Annotated in this window: 12 protein-coding genes; 10 read left to right on the top strand and 2 right to left on the bottom strand. The window is 58.7% G+C overall.

Annotation, left to right across the window (positions count from 1 at the left end):
* Positions 1-763: 763 nt before the first annotated feature.
* On the bottom strand, positions 764-1717 hold the full coding sequence (locus WC859_10415; GenBank protein ID MFA5976560.1) for a LysR substrate-binding domain-containing protein: 954 nt from the start codon (positions 1715-1717) through the stop codon (positions 764-766).
* Positions 1718-2245: 528 nt separating this feature from the next.
* On the opposite strand from WC859_10415, the gene ligA reads away from it, so the two are divergent.
* The 3 genes from ligA to WC859_10400 are packed head-to-tail and all read left to right on the top strand — an operon-like array spanning position 2246 to position 4444.
* Positions 2246-2653 (top strand): protocatechuate 4,5-dioxygenase subunit alpha, encoded by a 408-nt coding sequence (ligA, locus tag WC859_10410; GenBank protein ID MFA5976559.1) that lies wholly within the window; start codon positions 2246-2248, stop codon positions 2651-2653.
* The gene (locus WC859_10405) at positions 2646-3491 is read left to right on the top strand and encodes a class III extradiol dioxygenase subunit beta (protein ID MFA5976558.1); all 846 of its coding nucleotides are present in this window, start codon (positions 2646-2648) and stop codon (positions 3489-3491) included. The genes ligA and WC859_10405 overlap by 8 nt, the downstream gene beginning before the upstream one ends.
* Positions 3488-4444, top strand: a complete 957-nt coding sequence (locus tag WC859_10400) for a Gfo/Idh/MocA family oxidoreductase (GenBank protein MFA5976557.1) — start codon at positions 3488-3490, stop codon at positions 4442-4444. Before WC859_10405 ends, WC859_10400 begins: the two co-directional genes overlap by 4 nt.
* A 77-nt stretch (positions 4445-4521) precedes the next feature.
* On the opposite strand, the gene WC859_10395 is transcribed toward WC859_10400, so the two are convergent.
* Positions 4522-5493, bottom strand: coding sequence for a LysR substrate-binding domain-containing protein (locus tag WC859_10395; protein MFA5976556.1), 972 nt, complete (start codon positions 5491-5493; stop codon positions 4522-4524).
* 196 nt (positions 5494-5689) lie between these two features.
* On the opposite strand from WC859_10395, the gene WC859_10390 reads away from it, so the two are divergent.
* From WC859_10390 to WC859_10360, 7 genes are all read left to right on the top strand, one after another.
* Entirely contained in the window at positions 5690-7015 is a 1326-nt protein-coding gene (locus tag WC859_10390) for a Rieske 2Fe-2S domain-containing protein (protein ID MFA5976555.1), read from the top strand.
* Positions 7016-7119: 104 nt separating this feature from the next.
* Complete coding sequence (locus WC859_10385) at positions 7120-8082, top strand: PDR/VanB family oxidoreductase (GenBank protein MFA5976554.1); 963 nt, start codon at positions 7120-7122, stop codon at positions 8080-8082.
* 58 nt (positions 8083-8140) lie between these two features.
* The gene (locus tag WC859_10380; protein ID MFA5976553.1) at positions 8141-9328 is read left to right on the top strand and encodes an outer membrane protein transport protein; all 1188 of its coding nucleotides are present in this window, start codon (positions 8141-8143) and stop codon (positions 9326-9328) included.
* Between the two features lie 83 nt (positions 9329-9411).
* The gene (locus WC859_10375) at positions 9412-10896 is read left to right on the top strand and encodes an aldehyde dehydrogenase (GenBank protein ID MFA5976552.1); all 1485 of its coding nucleotides are present in this window, start codon (positions 9412-9414) and stop codon (positions 10894-10896) included.
* Positions 10897-10900: 4 nt separating this feature from the next.
* Positions 10901-12505 carry an FAD-dependent oxidoreductase gene (locus WC859_10370; GenBank protein ID MFA5976551.1) on the top strand — a complete coding sequence of 535 codons (1605 nt, stop codon included), beginning with the start codon at positions 10901-10903 and terminating at the stop codon, positions 12503-12505.
* A 267-nt stretch (positions 12506-12772) separates the two neighbouring features.
* Positions 12773-13231, top strand: coding sequence for a DUF4126 family protein (locus WC859_10365; protein MFA5976550.1), 459 nt, complete (start codon positions 12773-12775; stop codon positions 13229-13231).
* Positions 13232-13722: 491 nt separating this feature from the next.
* Positions 13723-15069 (top strand): carbohydrate porin, encoded by a 1347-nt coding sequence (locus tag WC859_10360; protein ID MFA5976549.1) that lies wholly within the window; start codon positions 13723-13725, stop codon positions 15067-15069.
* Positions 15070-15412: the final 343 nt, after the last annotated feature.

The following is a 15412-nucleotide window of genomic DNA, read 5'->3' as shown; positions in this document are numbered from 1 at the left end:
CGACCAGTCGCACCGCCTCTTGTTTGAATTCCAGTGTGTAGCGTGCCCGTGTCGCTTTCGTCATGTCGTTCTCCTTGCGTGGATTGAATCACACGTCAAGGGATACGTTTTTCGTGGGCAAGGTCAATTGATGACGACCAGCGTATTCCCATCCCCTTGGATGAGCTCACTGAAGAGGCTTGGGCGCTCCAGCTCGGGCGCGCCGCCAGGCAGGGTGCTGTGGACAGTTTGCGCAAGCGGCTGGCTACCTGTTTTGCTGCCACGTTGGCTGACTGTCTCGATGCAGACCTTAGACGCCCCACCGAGGCGCAGCTGAAATATGCAATGGCGATTGCACGCGACCTAAATGTGGCATTGCCGTCAGAGGCCTTGCGCTTTCGGGGCGCCATGGCCACATTTTTGACGCACTTTGCGGAGACGCATAAACAAAAGCGTCGTGGCCACCATCACGGCAGCGAGTCGGGTTGATAGTCCGATAAACCTCAGTCATAGCCTGAGTGGTTGGTCGAGGAGAGGTATGCCTCTCTTATCGATCGTGTTGGCGATTAGGGTGCGTTATCGGGGGTAAGGGGAGGGCCGTTTCCGACCCGCAGCTCCTGCCGGTTGCCGGAATGTCAGTCCGTCGCTTTGGCGGCCCATTCATGGGCGGGAAGTGCTTGCGATCCCTGGGGAGGGCAGCCCAATCGGCTTACGTTGGCGTCTGCGGAACTGGCAGCAGTCCACAACGGCTCGTGCCGGCTCCGCTTCCACCTCTGGTCAATTTTCAATCGGGAGCAACAGTAGTCTCATCTGCCAGAAGTGCAGGCGTATGCCATGTGTCACACAGTACCTGATGCAACAGTGGGACGGTCTGCTTAAGCAGCTGCCCGGACGGTCGTCGTGCGGAGGTCGCTACCCACAAAGTAGTCTGGAGGGGGGGCGTCCCGATCGGACGGGCATCGAATTCGTTCTCTTGTCCCGTCGAGCAGAGCGCTTTCAGAGACAGCACGGCGGTTAGGCCTTCGTCACGAACCAGGTTAAGGATTGCTGGAACACTTTCTATCTCCAAGGCGACTTGCGGCCTGAGCGACGCTTCTGCCATGGAGCTTTCCAGCAGCATGCGAATCGAGTGGGGACGACTTGGCAAGATCAGCTGGCACTGGGCGACCTCAGGCCAAGCGGCAGGCTCGTCGTCCATGATTTTGCCGGATGCGTGCTGCGTTGAGCGCTTGGATATCAGATATAGCTGTTCGCTGAGCACCGGAGACAACTCAATCTCCTGCGACGGGGCGACCGTATAGACGACGGCACAATCAACTCGGCCGATCGCCAGCCATTCAAGCGCGTAGGCTGAAATACCCTCAAGGATGCACAAGCTCGCCTTGGGAAAGCTCTGGCGAAACAGCCGCACAAGCGGTGCGGTCAGAGCCAGGCTTACGCTTGGTGGAAGTGCCACGACCAGTCTACCCGTGGCTTTGCCTCGCCCATCCTCCATGTCGGATCGAATGCGGGCGGCCTGTCCGAGGATGCTTCGGCTGTGCGCCAGCAACCTCTTTCCTGCTTCCGTCATGACGACACCACGACCGTTGCGTTCAAGCAACACCTGACGAAATTCGATTTCAAGTGAGCGTACTTGGCGGCTCAGCACAGGCTGGGTCATCAAGAGAAAATTCGCCGCTCGCGTGAAACTTCCCAGTTCTGCAACGTGGGTGAAATATTCAAGCTGCCGTAGGTCCATCAGGCACTCCATGAAATGCACTATGCGCATATCTAGTATAGCAGAATTGCTATTGAATACTATCTGATGATCGTCAACAATCGCAGACCAGTGGCAGGCGACCAACGGCGGAACCGTGCGATTGCCCGTGCCGGCTGGGGCGGCGATCGATTGACCGAGTCGGTTGGCACTGTTCGACAATGATTTGCGGGCCGTCGGTGCCCTGAAGACGGTTCGACGTTTTTGAAGGTATGTGGCGCAGGTTCAAGCTCGCCTCGACGCGACCGGATGGACCTTGGGCATCGTTCGGCGGAGCGGATGGAGCATGACCGTTACAGGGCGTTTGGGCCCTGCGTACCAGTGGCCAAGAAACCGCCAATATTTCGTCTCCGCGCCACGAATGTTGGCTGGCGCCGACGTGGTCTCCGGATGCCCGTTGTCGCGCGAAACCACGCGCCCCAATGCAGGGGACTTGGCCCCTGTCTGTATTCGAAGCGCACCTCACGCTTCGGATGAATACGTGCAGTACTCAGTATGGAGGAATGACCAATGCGTCGAAGCGAAGAGCGTGATTACGATGACATCCCGGGCACTTATGTTTTCGACGGGATACGCTGCCGCGAGGGTTTCAGGTTGAACATGTTTTGCAAGTCGCTGGACAGGGCGGGGAACCGTGACGCTTTTCGCATCGATCCGCAGGGTTACCTTGCCTCCTTTCAGCTCAGCGACCCGCAAAGGTTGGCGGTCGTCGAGCGCGACTGGCTCGCCATGTTGCGGTTTGGCGGCAATATTTACTACACCTTCAAGCTTGCCATCTTTGATGGATTGACGATGCAGCACGTGGGCGCAGCGATGTCAGAAGAGCCAATGAGCGTGGAGGAATTTCGAGCCATGATGATGTCCGGTGGCCGTACGGTGACCGGTAATCGCAGCAAGCGGGAGCGGAAGCATGGCTAAGTTGATCGGCGGCGTAGGCACATCTCATGTACCGTCAATCGGCGCAGCCATCGATCATGACAAGACGGCCGACCCTTACTGGAAACCGCTTTTTGACGGCGTGGCGCCAGCGCAGAAATGGATTGAGAATGTAAGGCCCGATATCGCAATCGTGGTTTACAACGATCACGCGTCGCGGTTTGGCGTTGACATGACGCCAACCTTCGCCATCGGCGTTGCCGACCAGTTTCTTCCCCATGACGAGGGCTACGGCCCCCGACCCGTACCCGTATGCGAAGGTGATCCCGCGTTTGCCTGGCATCTTGTCGAGTCTCTGGTCTTGAAAGAGGCCTTCGATATCGCGATCGTCAGCGATATGACCGTGGATCATGGATTGACCGTCCCGCTCTCTCTGATGTTCGGCCAGCCCGACGCCTGGCCGTGTCGCATCATTCCGCTGTGCGTCAACGTGATCCAGTACCCGCAGCCTACCGCCAGGCGGTGTCTGGAACTCGGCAAGGCACTTCGCCGCGCGATCGATTCTTATGGGGAAAAGGATCTGAAGATCGCCGTGTTCGGGACGGGAGGAATGTCGCACCAGTTGCAGGGAGAGCGGGCTGGATTGATCAACGCTGATTACGATCGCGAATGGCTGGAAAAGATGGAGTCGTCACCCGAGGCGCTGGCAGAGGTCGGGCACTCGGAATTGCTGCGCGAAGCCGGCTCCGAAGGTTTGGAAATCATCATGTGGTTGGTCATGCGAGGCGCGCTGGATCGAGAGGTGCGGAGGATCCACCGCTTCTACCACGTCCCAGCATCAAACACGGCCTATGGGCTTCTGGTGCTGGAGAATGCATGACGGTGGCAATGAGAATCAGCCTTGTAGGTACCGGCGCAATCGCCGAGCAACATCTGAAGGCTCTTGCATCGATTGAGGATGTGCAAGTCCTTTCAATTGTCGGCAAGGACCAGATGCAGGCGCAGGCACTTGCCAACCGTTATGGCATTTTGCGCAAGCACGACCAGATGAGTGACGCGCTCGGACGCCATGATATCGACGCGGTGATCCTATGCACTCCGACGCCGATGCATGCCGCGCAGGCGCTTGAGTGCCTTGAAGCCGGCAAGCATGTGCTCGTGGAAATCCCGTTGGCCGATACGCTGGCCGACGCACGAGCGGTCGTGTCATGCCAGCAGCGGACGGGCTTGGTGGCGATGTGTGCGCATACGCGCCGCTTCAATCCGGGTCACCGCTGGGTTCATGAAAGGATCGGCCAAGGTGCGTTTACCTTGCGGCACCTCAACGCTCGAACGTCTTTCCTGCGTCGAAGTAACATGAACTCACAGGGTCAGACGCGCGACTGGGTGGATCATCTGTTGTGGCACCACGCAGCTCACACCGTTGACCTCTTCCAATATCAGACCGGGGAGCAGGTATGTTCCGCGCACGTTGTCCAGGGGCCAATCCACGTTGAGCTGGGAATTGCGCTGGACATGGCTGTGCAGCTTCAGACGCCCTCAGGGGCGATATGCTCGCTCTCTCTCAGCTTCAATAACCGCGGGCCCCATGGATCGAACTTTCGTTACATCGGAGATGGCGAAACGTATCTTGTGCGCTATGACGACTTGACCGATGGCGACGGCAACGGAATTCAACTTCCTCGCGCCCTTCCTGACGGCATTGCTGCGCAGGATCGCGAGTTTGTTGCAGCGATTCGCGAGCAGCGAGAGCCGTTGGCAAGCGTGGCGAGCGTCATGCCGTGTTATCTGCTATTGGACGACCTTGAGCAGCAACTGAAGGCAGCACGTTAGAGCGTACGCAACGTACTGCGAATCTCGATTTCCCCACACTGGGGCCCGTCGTCTCTTTCGGGCAGCTCAACCAAGAGTCAGCGCGATTTCCCGCTCGGGACATCCACCTGTTCGTCGATCGCCTTCTCGACCTCGTCCTCAAACAGTTGAAGCTCCCGCGTGATTACCTCACACAACAGCGTGATACTCGCGCTGAGGAGAGGGTCTTCGCTGTTACCGGCAGGGCTGGCAACCGACAGAGTGCACGAGATGCTGGGCGAATGAATGCGATGCAGGTGAAGCTCCGGATTGCCGATGCACGGATGCACCCCGCTCAGCGGCACGACGGAATAGCCATAACCGTGACGAATCAGATCGAGGATCGCCATGAGGTTCTCGATTTCATGGACAACCTGGGCTTTAAGGCCACGTTCGGCAAGGGCTGCGGCCAGTACGCCATGTACGACGTTGGACTTCCCGGCGATAACAAGCGGCAACTCGGGTAGCTTCTTTAACGCCACGGAGCGGCCCGGAATCCGTCCTTCCCGCACCGCTTGGGGGCCGGAAATCAGATAGAGCCTCTCCTCAGTGAGCGGATGCAGTTCGGTCGTGCTGTTGGGAATCGGGTTGTAGATCACCGCGCAGTCGAGCTTTCCTGATCCAACGAGTTCTCCGAGATTGGCCGAGCTGCCGTCGACGGTCCGCAGCGTGATGTCCGGAAACCGCTCTCGAAAAGCCCTGATCAATGGTACGACGACGGTCCGGGCCAGCGATGGTGCCAGACCGACAACGAGCGTGCCGCGCAAGGGCTCCTTTGATTCCTTGACGGCCCGTTCAGCGAGGGTGATTTGTCGCAGCACCATGGGTACATGGTCCAGCAGGCGCCTGCCTGCAGCGGTAAGCACCAAGCCGCGGCCATTGCGGCGGAACAACTCGGCACCCAACTCCGCCTCCAGCTGCGCAAGCTGACGACTGAGTGCCGCTTGAGTCACGCCGAGGATGTTGGATGCGCGTGTGAGGTTGCCCACTTCCGCGATCCTCAGGAAATGCTTGAGCTGTTTAATTTCCATCGGTCCCTTCTCCTGTCTGCAACAGAATATCAGATATACGAAAAATGATATTCATATTTTCCTGATATAGCTATATGGTATTCCTACTTCGGCATCGGACGCGCGACGATCACGACTCGTCGCCCTCATCCTCCGTTGTCTGCACAGATCTTGGTGAAAGCCAGAGCCTGCAAGCACCCAAAAGATAGGAGAGCCCATGAATGCTTCCACAAAGTCCGCCGAGCTACCGTTTGGCGTGCGCGGCGCCGAGCGCTATCAATATCTCACTGCCACAGACGCGAAGACACCTGCAGGTGAACTGATGCGCCGATATTGGCAGCCTGTGGCGCTTTGTGAATCACTGCCCCCGGGGGCTCCGCCTCAGCCGATCCGCATCCTGGGGGAGGATCTGGTGCTGTTTCGTGACGATGAGGGCCGCATTGGTCTGATTGACCGAAAGTGCGCGCACCGTTGCACGGACCTCGCATTGGGCCGCGTCGAGGACGGCGGGATTCGCTGCCCCTACCACGGCTGGCTGTTTGACGTCGAAGGGCGTTGCCTCAGTCAACCCGCCGAGGCTTCCGCCACGGCAAAAGACCGCATTCGCATGAAATCGTATCCGGTGCATCAAGCGGCGGGCGCGATCTGGACCTACATGGGGCCGGGCGAGCCACCGTTGTTCCCCAATTATCCGGCGCTGGCCGGCGGTACCGAGCATTGCTACACGACGCGCTGGTTCGGGGACTGCAACTGGATGCAGGCCAGTGAAGGCAACATCGATCCAGTCCATACCTCGTACCTGCATCAACTTGAGCTTTCCAGCGACGACATGAAGGCCCGTTGGGGCGTCTTTTCCAATCAGGCGCGCCCCGAGCTGTCGATCGAAGATACGCGTTTCGGCGTGCGTCTTTACACGATTCGCAAGGTCGATGGCTCCGACCGAAAATCCATTCGCATCACCAATTTCGTCATGCCCAACGCCTGTGCCGTGGGCGGGTTTGAAGGCTACCTTGGCGAAGGTGGCCTCACGATGCTCTGGGACGTGCCCATCGACGACCAGCACCATTGGCGCTGGGAATTCATTTTCCACCGCAGCGGGAACCTCGATAAGGAGTCCCTTGCAGCGCAGTACCGTTCCGAGAAGGGCGAAGGCGACCGCATGCGGCGCAAGGCTGACAACCTGTATTCGCAGGATCGCGACTCCATGCGGGGCGAAGCCTATCTTGGCCTTGGCGAATGTTTCTCCGTGCACGACATTGCGATCACGCAGTCGCAGGGCACGATCCATCAGCAGAGCAACGAGCATCTTTCGTCCTCTGACATTGCGATCATGCGTGCCCGGCGCATGCTCGATGAAGCAGCGAAGATTGTCGCCGAAGGCGGGGACCCTCGCGGCGTAGTGCGTAGCGAGGCGGAGAACGATTTCAGCGATCTGGTGGTGATCACCGGCGAAATCGAAAGCGACGATGCCAAGGAAGCCTACTGCGCCCGCCAAGCTGATCGCCCCGATCTGTTCGCGCCTCAACGCTCACCCAGATCCTGATCGTCATTGCAGCGATCTGATCCTTCTCCCGGAAAAAAGAGTGGCCTGTAAATGGCCGCGTGGCAGGGCATTGCCAGCACCTTTCCGCACGGACCCTGATTTCCATGAAAACCATTCCCATACGAGTAGTTGCCCTAGACACCATCGCCGACGGCGTCCGACTGTTGACCCTTGAGGCGCGCGGTGATGAGCGACTGCCTTCTTGGGAGCCTGGCTCGCATGTGGACCTGCACCTTGCTCCCGATGTGATCCGGCAATATTCCCTGTGCGGTCCTTGCGCCGACACGAAGACATATCAGGTCGCCGTAAAGCTCGAGCCACAGTCACGGGGCGGTTCCAGGCACGTGCATGAGGTGCTTCATGTCGGTAGTGAACTCGAGATATCGCGGCCACGCAATCTCTTCCCGATGCAGCAGAGTTCACCCCACAGCGTGCTTCTCGCCGGGGGCATCGGAATCACTCCCATCATCAGCATGGCTCGCGCACTCAAGGCACAGAACCAGACGTTCGAACTCTTGTACTTCACGCGATCCGAGGCGCATGCGGCATTTCGCGACGAACTTGTGGACGGAGATTTGCAGCAATGCTGCCGGCTGGTATGTGGCAGCGATGGCAAAGCGGTCCGCGAGATGCTCGAAAAAGTCCTTTCGAAGCGACCCGCCGGCGCTCACATGTATTTGTGCGGACCGCAGCCGTTCATGGAAGCAGTACAAGAGGTCGCCTCTCGTTGCGGCTGGCCCGACAAGTCTGTTCACCTCGAATATTTTTCGGCCGCTGAAAAAGAAATGGCGGATCCTGCGAAGGCATTCGAGCTGAAGCTCGAGCGCTCTGGTATCACGCTGACTGTGCCGGCTGGAAAAACGATCATCGATGCACTGCGCGAGCAAGGCATCGAGGTCGAAACATCCTGTGAACAAGGCATCTGCGGAACGTGCATCGCCAGCGTCCTGGACGGTACGCCTGAGCATCACGACCACTTTCTTACCGAACAGGAAAAGGCACGGGGAGACTGTATCGCTCTTTGCGTATCCCGCTCCCGTTCGAACGTGCTCGTGCTGGATGTATAGCGCGAGCGGAATGCGCAGGGTGCCCCTGCGTACAACGACAACCGGGAGGGGAGAAACAATGTCAAAGCTATTCGAGAAGCAGGCGCGGCTGATGGTGACGTACGCCGTCATGATGTCGCTGCTGCTGCCGACAGGCAAGGCGCAAGCGGAAAACGGCATCTCGCTGAGCGGGAGCGGGGTCAAATCGGGTGGCATGGCCGGCGTGTCTATCGCTGATCCGCAAGACGCCATCGCGGCGGCCGACAATCCGGCAGGCATGGGCCTGGTCGGTTCGCGTGCTGATTTCGACGTGCAGCTTCTCAAGCCGGTCACCGATTTCAGCTATGGCAGCCACGATAACGTCCTGCATACCGACAAGGTCTATCCGGTCCCGAGTGGGGGGATCAATTGGCAAATGAGTCCCCGGCTGACATTTGGCGTTTCCCTGTTCGGCGTAGGTGTCGGCACCAGCTACGGAAGGGCGGCTTTGCCCATCAAGGGTGCTGGCGTGGCAAAGTCGAGCCTGCAGACGGTAATAGCGGCACCAACGGTGACCTACCGGCTGACCGAGCACAACATCATCGGCTTCAGTGCGTCGCTCGCGTATCAACGGTTTTCTGCAAGCGGCGCGATAGTCCCGCTGCCTGATGGCTCGCTTCTGCCGCTGGCCTCACACGGAACGTCGACCAGTTTCGGAAGCGGGTTCCGGGTGGGCTACATCTGGCAACCGACCACCGCCTTCACGTTTGGCGCGAGCTACGCCAGCCGCATTCGCATGGGCAAGCTATCGGGTTACCGCGGTGATCTTCTGGCTGCAAGCGACGGCCGTCTGGACGTAGGCGAGCAGTTCGGCGCCGGTGTCGCGTACCACATCACCCCTGCGGTGATCGTGGCGGGCGACTGGATGCGTGTCAGCTACTCGCACACCATCATCGGTTCCCCTCAGGGCTTTGCCTGGCAGAACCAGAATTTCTACCGCGCCGGTATCTCGTGGGACATCAATTCCGCGTGGACCCTTCGCTCTGGCTATACGCACGGCAACCACCCCTATGCGTCGGCGGTGACAGCTCAAAACCTGCTATCGGCCATGCCCATTTCCAGTTCCGTTTCAGTGGGTGCGACCTACCGGATCAGTGAAAAGAGTGAGGTCAGTGCCGACTTCGATTATGGCATTCCAGTCACGTTGAAAGGAACCGGTGCAAGTGCAGGGTTTGACGATCGAACAAAAGCCGCAGTTCTCGGCTTGAGCTTCGGAAGACATTTTTAAGCTCACTGCGTTGGTGGTGGACCGCAGGAACAACTTATCTGGATTAAATTCGCCATGCCTTTGGAGGCGCCATGACTACACCCATGTTCAATCCTGCCACGGAATTATCCGAAAACGTGCGCAGCAAGTTCTTTATCGGTGGGCAGTGGCTCTCGCCGCAATCGGGCAAGACGGTGTCCCTGGTAGCACCGGCTACCGAGGAACCGTTTCTCACAGTGCCGCAGGCCAGCATCATGGATGTGGACGCTGCCGTGAACGCGGCCAGGCGTGCATTTGATGGCGGCCAATGGCCTCACACGACCCCTGGTGAGCGTTCCGTGATTCTGCGGCGAATGGGTGGCCTGGTCGCACAGCGTCTGCCTCTGCTGTCCCGACTTTGGACGGCCCAGGTCGGGGCGCCGACGTGGTTCGCGGATATGTTCACACCCACCGCGGTCGCAATGCTGGAGTACTACTCCGAACTTGCCCAAACCTTTGCATTCGAGGAGCAGCGACCCACACGTGGAGGCCACGCACGTGTCATACGCCAACCGGTCGGTGTTGCGGCTCTGATCGCGCCCTGGAATGCGCAATTGCCCATCCTTTCATACAAGGTGGGAGCAGCACTCGCGGCTGGCTGCTGTGTCGTCGTCAAGTCTCCGCTGGAGACTCCGCTTGATGCGTTGGTGCTGGCCGAATGCGCTGAACAAGCCGGTCTGCCCGCGGGTGTATTGAATGTAATTACGGGAGACGCCGATGCCGGCGCGCATCTGGTGGGAAACCCCGGCATCGACAAGGTCAGTTTCACGGGAAGCACGGCGACCGGCAAGATCATCGCCGGAAGTTGCATCGAACGCCTCGCGCGCTTCACGCTTGAGCTCGGTGGAAAGTCCGCCGCCATCGTGCTGGAGGATGCACCACTGGAAACGGCCCTCCAGGCACTGGTTCCCTTCACAATGCCATTCTCCGGACAGATCTGCTTTTCGCAGACACGTATTCTGGTGCCCCGCAAGCAGGAGGCCGCGTTTCTTGAAGCGTACGGTGCCGCGATCCGTAGTCTAAAGGTTGGCGATCCGTGGGATCCGACAACGCAGATCGGGCCGCTCGCGAGCAAAAGGCAGTTCGAGCGCGTACTCGGCTATATCGAGTCGGGTCGGCGAGAGGGAGCCCAGGTCGTTGCTGGGGGAGGCCAGAGGCCGGTATCCGGGAAGGGCTATTTCGTCGAGCCAACTGTTTTTTCGGGTGTCAGCCCCGAGATGACGATTGCGCGGGAGGAGATCTTTGGTCCCGTGGTGGTGGTCATGCCTTACGACGATGTCGATGAGGCAGTCGCACTCGCGAACAACAGTGATTTCGGCCTCAGTGGAACTGTCTTCAGCGGGGATATTGAGCGCGCAGCATCAATCGCCAGGCGCATCAAGACGGGCCATGTCTGCGTGAATGGTCTGGAAATGGCACCCAATGTGCCGTTCGGCGGATTCAAGCAATCCGGGATGGGGCGAGAGGGTGGCCCGGAAGGACTGATGGCATTCCTCGAGGATCAGGCCATCTATCTTCCCGTGGGATTGCAAGCGACCGGGCAGGGTTGAAGCGATGAACTACGATTACATCATCGTCGGCGCGGGCAGCTCCGGTTGCGTGACCGCGAACCGCCTGGTGCGGGATTGGGGCGCCAAGGTTTTATTGATCGAAGCCGGTCCACGGGCAAATAGCCCGTTGATCCGCATGCCCGCCGGTACCTTCAAAATGCTGTTTTCCAACACTCCGTTTATCAAGCGCTACCTTTCGGACGCCCAAACGTCGCTCGGCGGGCGTCGAGTGTCGATACCGCAAGGCAACGTGGTGGGAGGCGGCAGTTCCGTTAATGCTATGGCCTATACCCGGGGATCGCGGGCGGACTATGAGCGCTGGTGCAACGAGACGGGAGATTCAAGGTGGAGCTGGAACGAATTGCTGCCGTACTTCAAAAAGCAAGAGGGAAATCAGCGCTTTGACAATGTTGCCCACGGAGCGGAAGGCCCGCTAAAGGTGTCCGATCCACTCTATGTGGTCGAGGCAGCAGATCGTTTCGTTCGAGCCATGCAGCGCAAAGGCGTGCCGTTCTCGCACGACTTCAACGCAGGTGATCTTCATGGCGTTGGCTATATGCAGACCACCACGTGGCGGGGGCGGCGCTGCAGTGCCGCCGACGCATTTCTATCGCCGGTGATGGATGATCCCAACATGACGGTCGAGACCGCTGCGCAAGTCGAGCGGATCGTTTTCGAGGACAAGCGCGCCGTGGGTGTCGAATATCGCGTTGGCAATAAGACGCTTCTTGCCTCCGCCTCTTCCGAAGTGATCCTGTGCGCGGGTACTTTTGCCACCCCGAAACTGTTGATGCTATCCGGCATAGGACCGGCCAGTCATCTGCAGGCGCATGGTATCAAGGTGCGAGTCGACTCGCCTGGCGTCGGAGAGAACCTTCAGGATCACAACATCGCCGTAGTGTCGATGCCAACTAATGGGCAATTCGGTTACTTCGGTGAGGACAGCGGCATTCGTGCCCTTCGCAATGCCGTGCAGTACCTGGCATTTCGAAGTGGTCCAATCACGTCGAATGGCGCGGAAACGATGGCGTTCGTGAACCTTCGTGATCCCCACGGGGAGCCGGACCTGCAACTCTATTGCGTGGGTGTCATGTGGCCCGACACAAACGGGCGCAAGCCGGATGCGCCAGGTATCACCTTCATGGCAAACCTCGTCAGGCCCAATTCCCGTGGCAACGTACGCTTGCGCTCCGGCGATCCGGGAGACGACCCGCTCGTCAATCCTAACTGGCTCGATGATGCAGCGGACCGCGAGCGACTAATCGAGGCCATTCGCTACTTCAGGCGTATCGCCGCCGATGAGCCATTCTCGTCAATTGTGCGCGAAGAGGCCCGGCCTGGCACAGATGTCCAATCGGACGAGGCCTTGCTCGACTATTTGAAGCGCACGACTGACTCCAATTATCACCCAGTGGGCACATGCCGGATGGGTAGGGAGAACGATCCCATGGCCGTGCTTACGTCCGATCTCGCTGTCAAGGGAGTAAAGCAGTTGCGAGTGTTCGATGCCTCGATGATGCCCCACATCATCAGCTCCAACACTAACGCGACTGTGATGGCTGTCGCCGACCGCGCCGTCGACATCATGATGGGTCGCACCGTGTCGTAGGTATCGGCACCATGCGTCGCGATGGCGTTGTCGGAAAGGCTGCCTTGGGAATTTGGCCTGCGATCGCAGTCAGTGCCATGGTCGCGCGCCACCGGCGACGCCCCGCATCGGGGCAACGCGATCTTGAACTTGCTGGCACGCCAATCCCTCGGAAGTCTCGGCGACTGAAGAGCGACGTTCAACCCTCTTACGCGTAGGCATGTTTCATAACCGGGCCTTTGTCCATAACTTGGCGGTTCACCGAACCGCCGTTCCAAGGAGCATGATATGTTTGTTCTTACCTCTGCTTTTGTGTTGGGTTTTGCGTGTGGCTTACGCGCGCTCGTTGGCCTTGCGGCAGTAAGTTGGGCGGCTAGCACCCAGCATCTTTCTCTACAGGGAAGCTGGCTCTCATTTCTGGGTAACCGCATAACGTCCTACGTATGCAGTGCTCTGGCCGTTGGGGAGGTCATCAATGACAAGTTGCCAAAAACTCCAAGTCGCCTTGTGCCTCCCCAGTTTGCGGCCCGTGTTGTCATAGGCGCTGTTGCGGGTTTGGCCATAGGACTCGCGCACGAAAACGTCGTGATGGGCGCTGTGGCCGGCATCGCCGGGAGCGTGGTGGGAACACTCGCTGGTGCGAAGGGCAGAGCCTATACGGCGAAGCTGTTCCGGGGGCACGACTTGCCTGCTGCTCTACTGGAAGATGTTCTGGCTATCGCTATAGCCTTGGTCGCCCTGCGCTAAGCCGGAACACCCGCTACGGGCGCATCTGCAAGACGATCCACGCCGAGTTCGGCGAGCTGCCGGTCGAGATTCCACGCAATCGGCGCGGCAGCTTCGGGCTACTGCTGATTGCCAAGCGAGCACCTACCGGGGCGGACTCGACGCCAAGATTCTGTGGTTGCACGTCACCGTGCGGCTGTTCATCGTGTGCCACCCCACCAAGCACCACAGCGCATTGCCGCACGACGAAGCTCTGGCGGAATTGAGCTACCAAGGCCGGCGCAATATCAGCACGAAATGGACAATGTTGATTTGCCGCTGGAAGGTCTCCTGAAACTGCTTCTCGATCCGGGTCGAGCAGCGAGTTCCGTAGCGGTTGCCTTGATCGCGACCACTCGGAATTCTGCATAAGCTCGGGTGGCACGGGTCAGATGGGTCGAACATACCTTGATGCACTTGCATGAGATCTTGAAAAGGTCAGGCCGAGCAGCCCATTCGAAGGACGAGGTTTCATGGAATTCTCGTTGTCACCTGGCACGCATTTGCCGACTTCGACCGGGCTCGACTGCAGTCATTCGAGCATGATGCAGTGGTTGAAGATGGTGCTTCGGATTGTTGCAGCGAGCGCTGCACTCTTCTGCCGTCAGGCATTGTCTACCGAGATGGACGATCAGAAGAATCGTCTTGTTCGAGACGCCATAACCACCAGCTTGATCTGCGATGGAAGCGTTGTCGCAGATACCGCTGGCGGTACGCGAACGGGCGTCGCATATGTCGGCAATCTACGGCTGCAACTGGCCCTGGATGGCAAGCAACTGTTCCGTACACCAGGCTGGACAGCATTTTTCCAGGCACTTTCGATACACGGGAGTCAGCCGAGTGGCTTCATCGGGGATGCACAAGGCGTCAATAGCTACGAAGCGAAGTCAGCATTACGACTCTACGAAGCGTGGGGTCAATACAGTTCGCTGAAGGGACGTTGGTCGTTTTTATTTGGCAGGTATGATCTTGGTTCGGAATTCTATCGCCTTGCCTCGAGCGGTCTTTTTTTGAATAGTTCGTTTGGCATGGGGCCCGAATTTTCCCAGAGCGGCATCGGCGGTCCATCCATCTTTCCTGATACCTCGATCGGAGCCAGGGTTACCTTCAAACCTTCCCCAGGCGTCCTGATTCGCTCTGCAATCATGGACGGGGCACCGGCAAATCGAATAGATGGAGAGGTGCGATTTCCTGAGCAAAAGGAGGGCCTCTTGCTAGTTTCCGAAATCGCCTCCCTGACACGCCGAGAGTCAGATGATTCGCGCGGCGTTGCCAAATACATGATCGGTCGCGGCTCGAATTTCCCCGCATACGACGACAAATTTGCCATCGGAGTGTGGCACTACACCGGTACCTTTCGTGATCTGAGCCTCGTTGACAGCGTGGGGCGCCCTGTAAAGCACGACGGCAGCGGCGGTGCGTATGTACTGTTAGATCGGACCCTATTGAGGTCGGCTGCAAGTCCGAGGACCCGGCTATCGGGTTTCCTGCAGTCCGGTGTCGGAGATGGGCGGGTTGATCGGTTTCGCTCGTTCGCCGCCACTGGGCTCAGGGCCTCAGGGCTCATTGCCGGCAGGCCGGATGACATGTTTGGCATCGCCATCTCATTTGCACGGAACGGATCGCATTACATCGACACTCTGAAAGAGATGGCGGTCCCGGTAACACGTGCCGAGACTTCCATTGAGGCCACATACCTCCTGCAAGCGACGCCGAACTTCGCAGTGCAGCCGGATATTCAATATGTGATTCATCCTGGAACGAGTCCCGCGAGAGCAAATGGGACGGTTCTGCAGGTGCATTTCCAACTGATGCTGTAGTCGGCGTCTGATTCAGACGACCGCACCATGTGTTTCACTGCTCCCTGCGCTTGCTGCGCATCATCGCCCGAGCAATCGCTCCCGGATTTGGCGCAGGCGACATCGAAGCGTAAATTCACCGGTGACGCCACGGATCGACGAGAGAGTCTCCCCGACTGTGCCGGGGAGCCAGCAGGAGACGTTTTCTTGAGTCCATCTGGAAACTTCAATCGTGAGCCGGAGGGTGTACAGAATTTTGTGTAAACGGAGTTTGAGTTACCGCTGAGGAAGGCGCCCCTCGAACTGGATCGTAAAGCGGTTCAAGGCAGCCTTCCAGTCGCGGATCGGCATCGTCCATTTCTTG

Source organism: Elusimicrobiota bacterium (assembly GCA_041660185.1).
Taxonomy (GTDB): domain Bacteria; phylum Elusimicrobiota; class Elusimicrobia; order 2-01-FULL-59-12; family 2-01-FULL-59-12; genus JBAZWU01.
The sequence above is the reverse complement of the archived record's forward strand: the minus strand, read 5'-3'. Positions and strand labels throughout refer to the sequence as shown.

Excerpts from the sequence above, each read along its gene's own strand:
- WC859_10415 (MFA5976560.1), bottom strand. The coding sequence starts at position 1,717 with ATGGACCTACGGCAGCTTGAATATTTCACCCACGTTGCAGAACTGGGA.
- ligA (MFA5976559.1), top strand. The coding sequence starts at position 2,246 with ATGCGTCGAAGCGAAGAGCGTGATTACGATGACATCCCGGGCACTTAT.
- WC859_10405 (MFA5976558.1), top strand. The coding sequence starts at position 2,646 with ATGGCTAAGTTGATCGGCGGCGTAGGCACATCTCATGTACCGTCAATC.
- WC859_10400 (MFA5976557.1), top strand. The coding sequence starts at position 3,488 with ATGACGGTGGCAATGAGAATCAGCCTTGTAGGTACCGGCGCAATCGCC.
- WC859_10395 (MFA5976556.1), bottom strand. The coding sequence starts at position 5,493 with ATGGAAATTAAACAGCTCAAGCATTTCCTGAGGATCGCGGAAGTGGGC.
- WC859_10390 (MFA5976555.1), top strand. The coding sequence starts at position 5,690 with ATGAATGCTTCCACAAAGTCCGCCGAGCTACCGTTTGGCGTGCGCGGC.
- WC859_10385 (MFA5976554.1), top strand. The coding sequence starts at position 7,120 with ATGAAAACCATTCCCATACGAGTAGTTGCCCTAGACACCATCGCCGAC.
- WC859_10380 (MFA5976553.1), top strand. The coding sequence starts at position 8,141 with ATGTCAAAGCTATTCGAGAAGCAGGCGCGGCTGATGGTGACGTACGCC.
- WC859_10375 (MFA5976552.1), top strand. The coding sequence starts at position 9,412 with ATGTTCAATCCTGCCACGGAATTATCCGAAAACGTGCGCAGCAAGTTC.
- WC859_10370 (MFA5976551.1), top strand. The coding sequence starts at position 10,901 with ATGAACTACGATTACATCATCGTCGGCGCGGGCAGCTCCGGTTGCGTG.
- WC859_10365 (MFA5976550.1), top strand. The coding sequence starts at position 12,773 with ATGTTTGTTCTTACCTCTGCTTTTGTGTTGGGTTTTGCGTGTGGCTTA.
- WC859_10360 (MFA5976549.1), top strand. The coding sequence starts at position 13,723 with ATGGAATTCTCGTTGTCACCTGGCACGCATTTGCCGACTTCGACCGGG.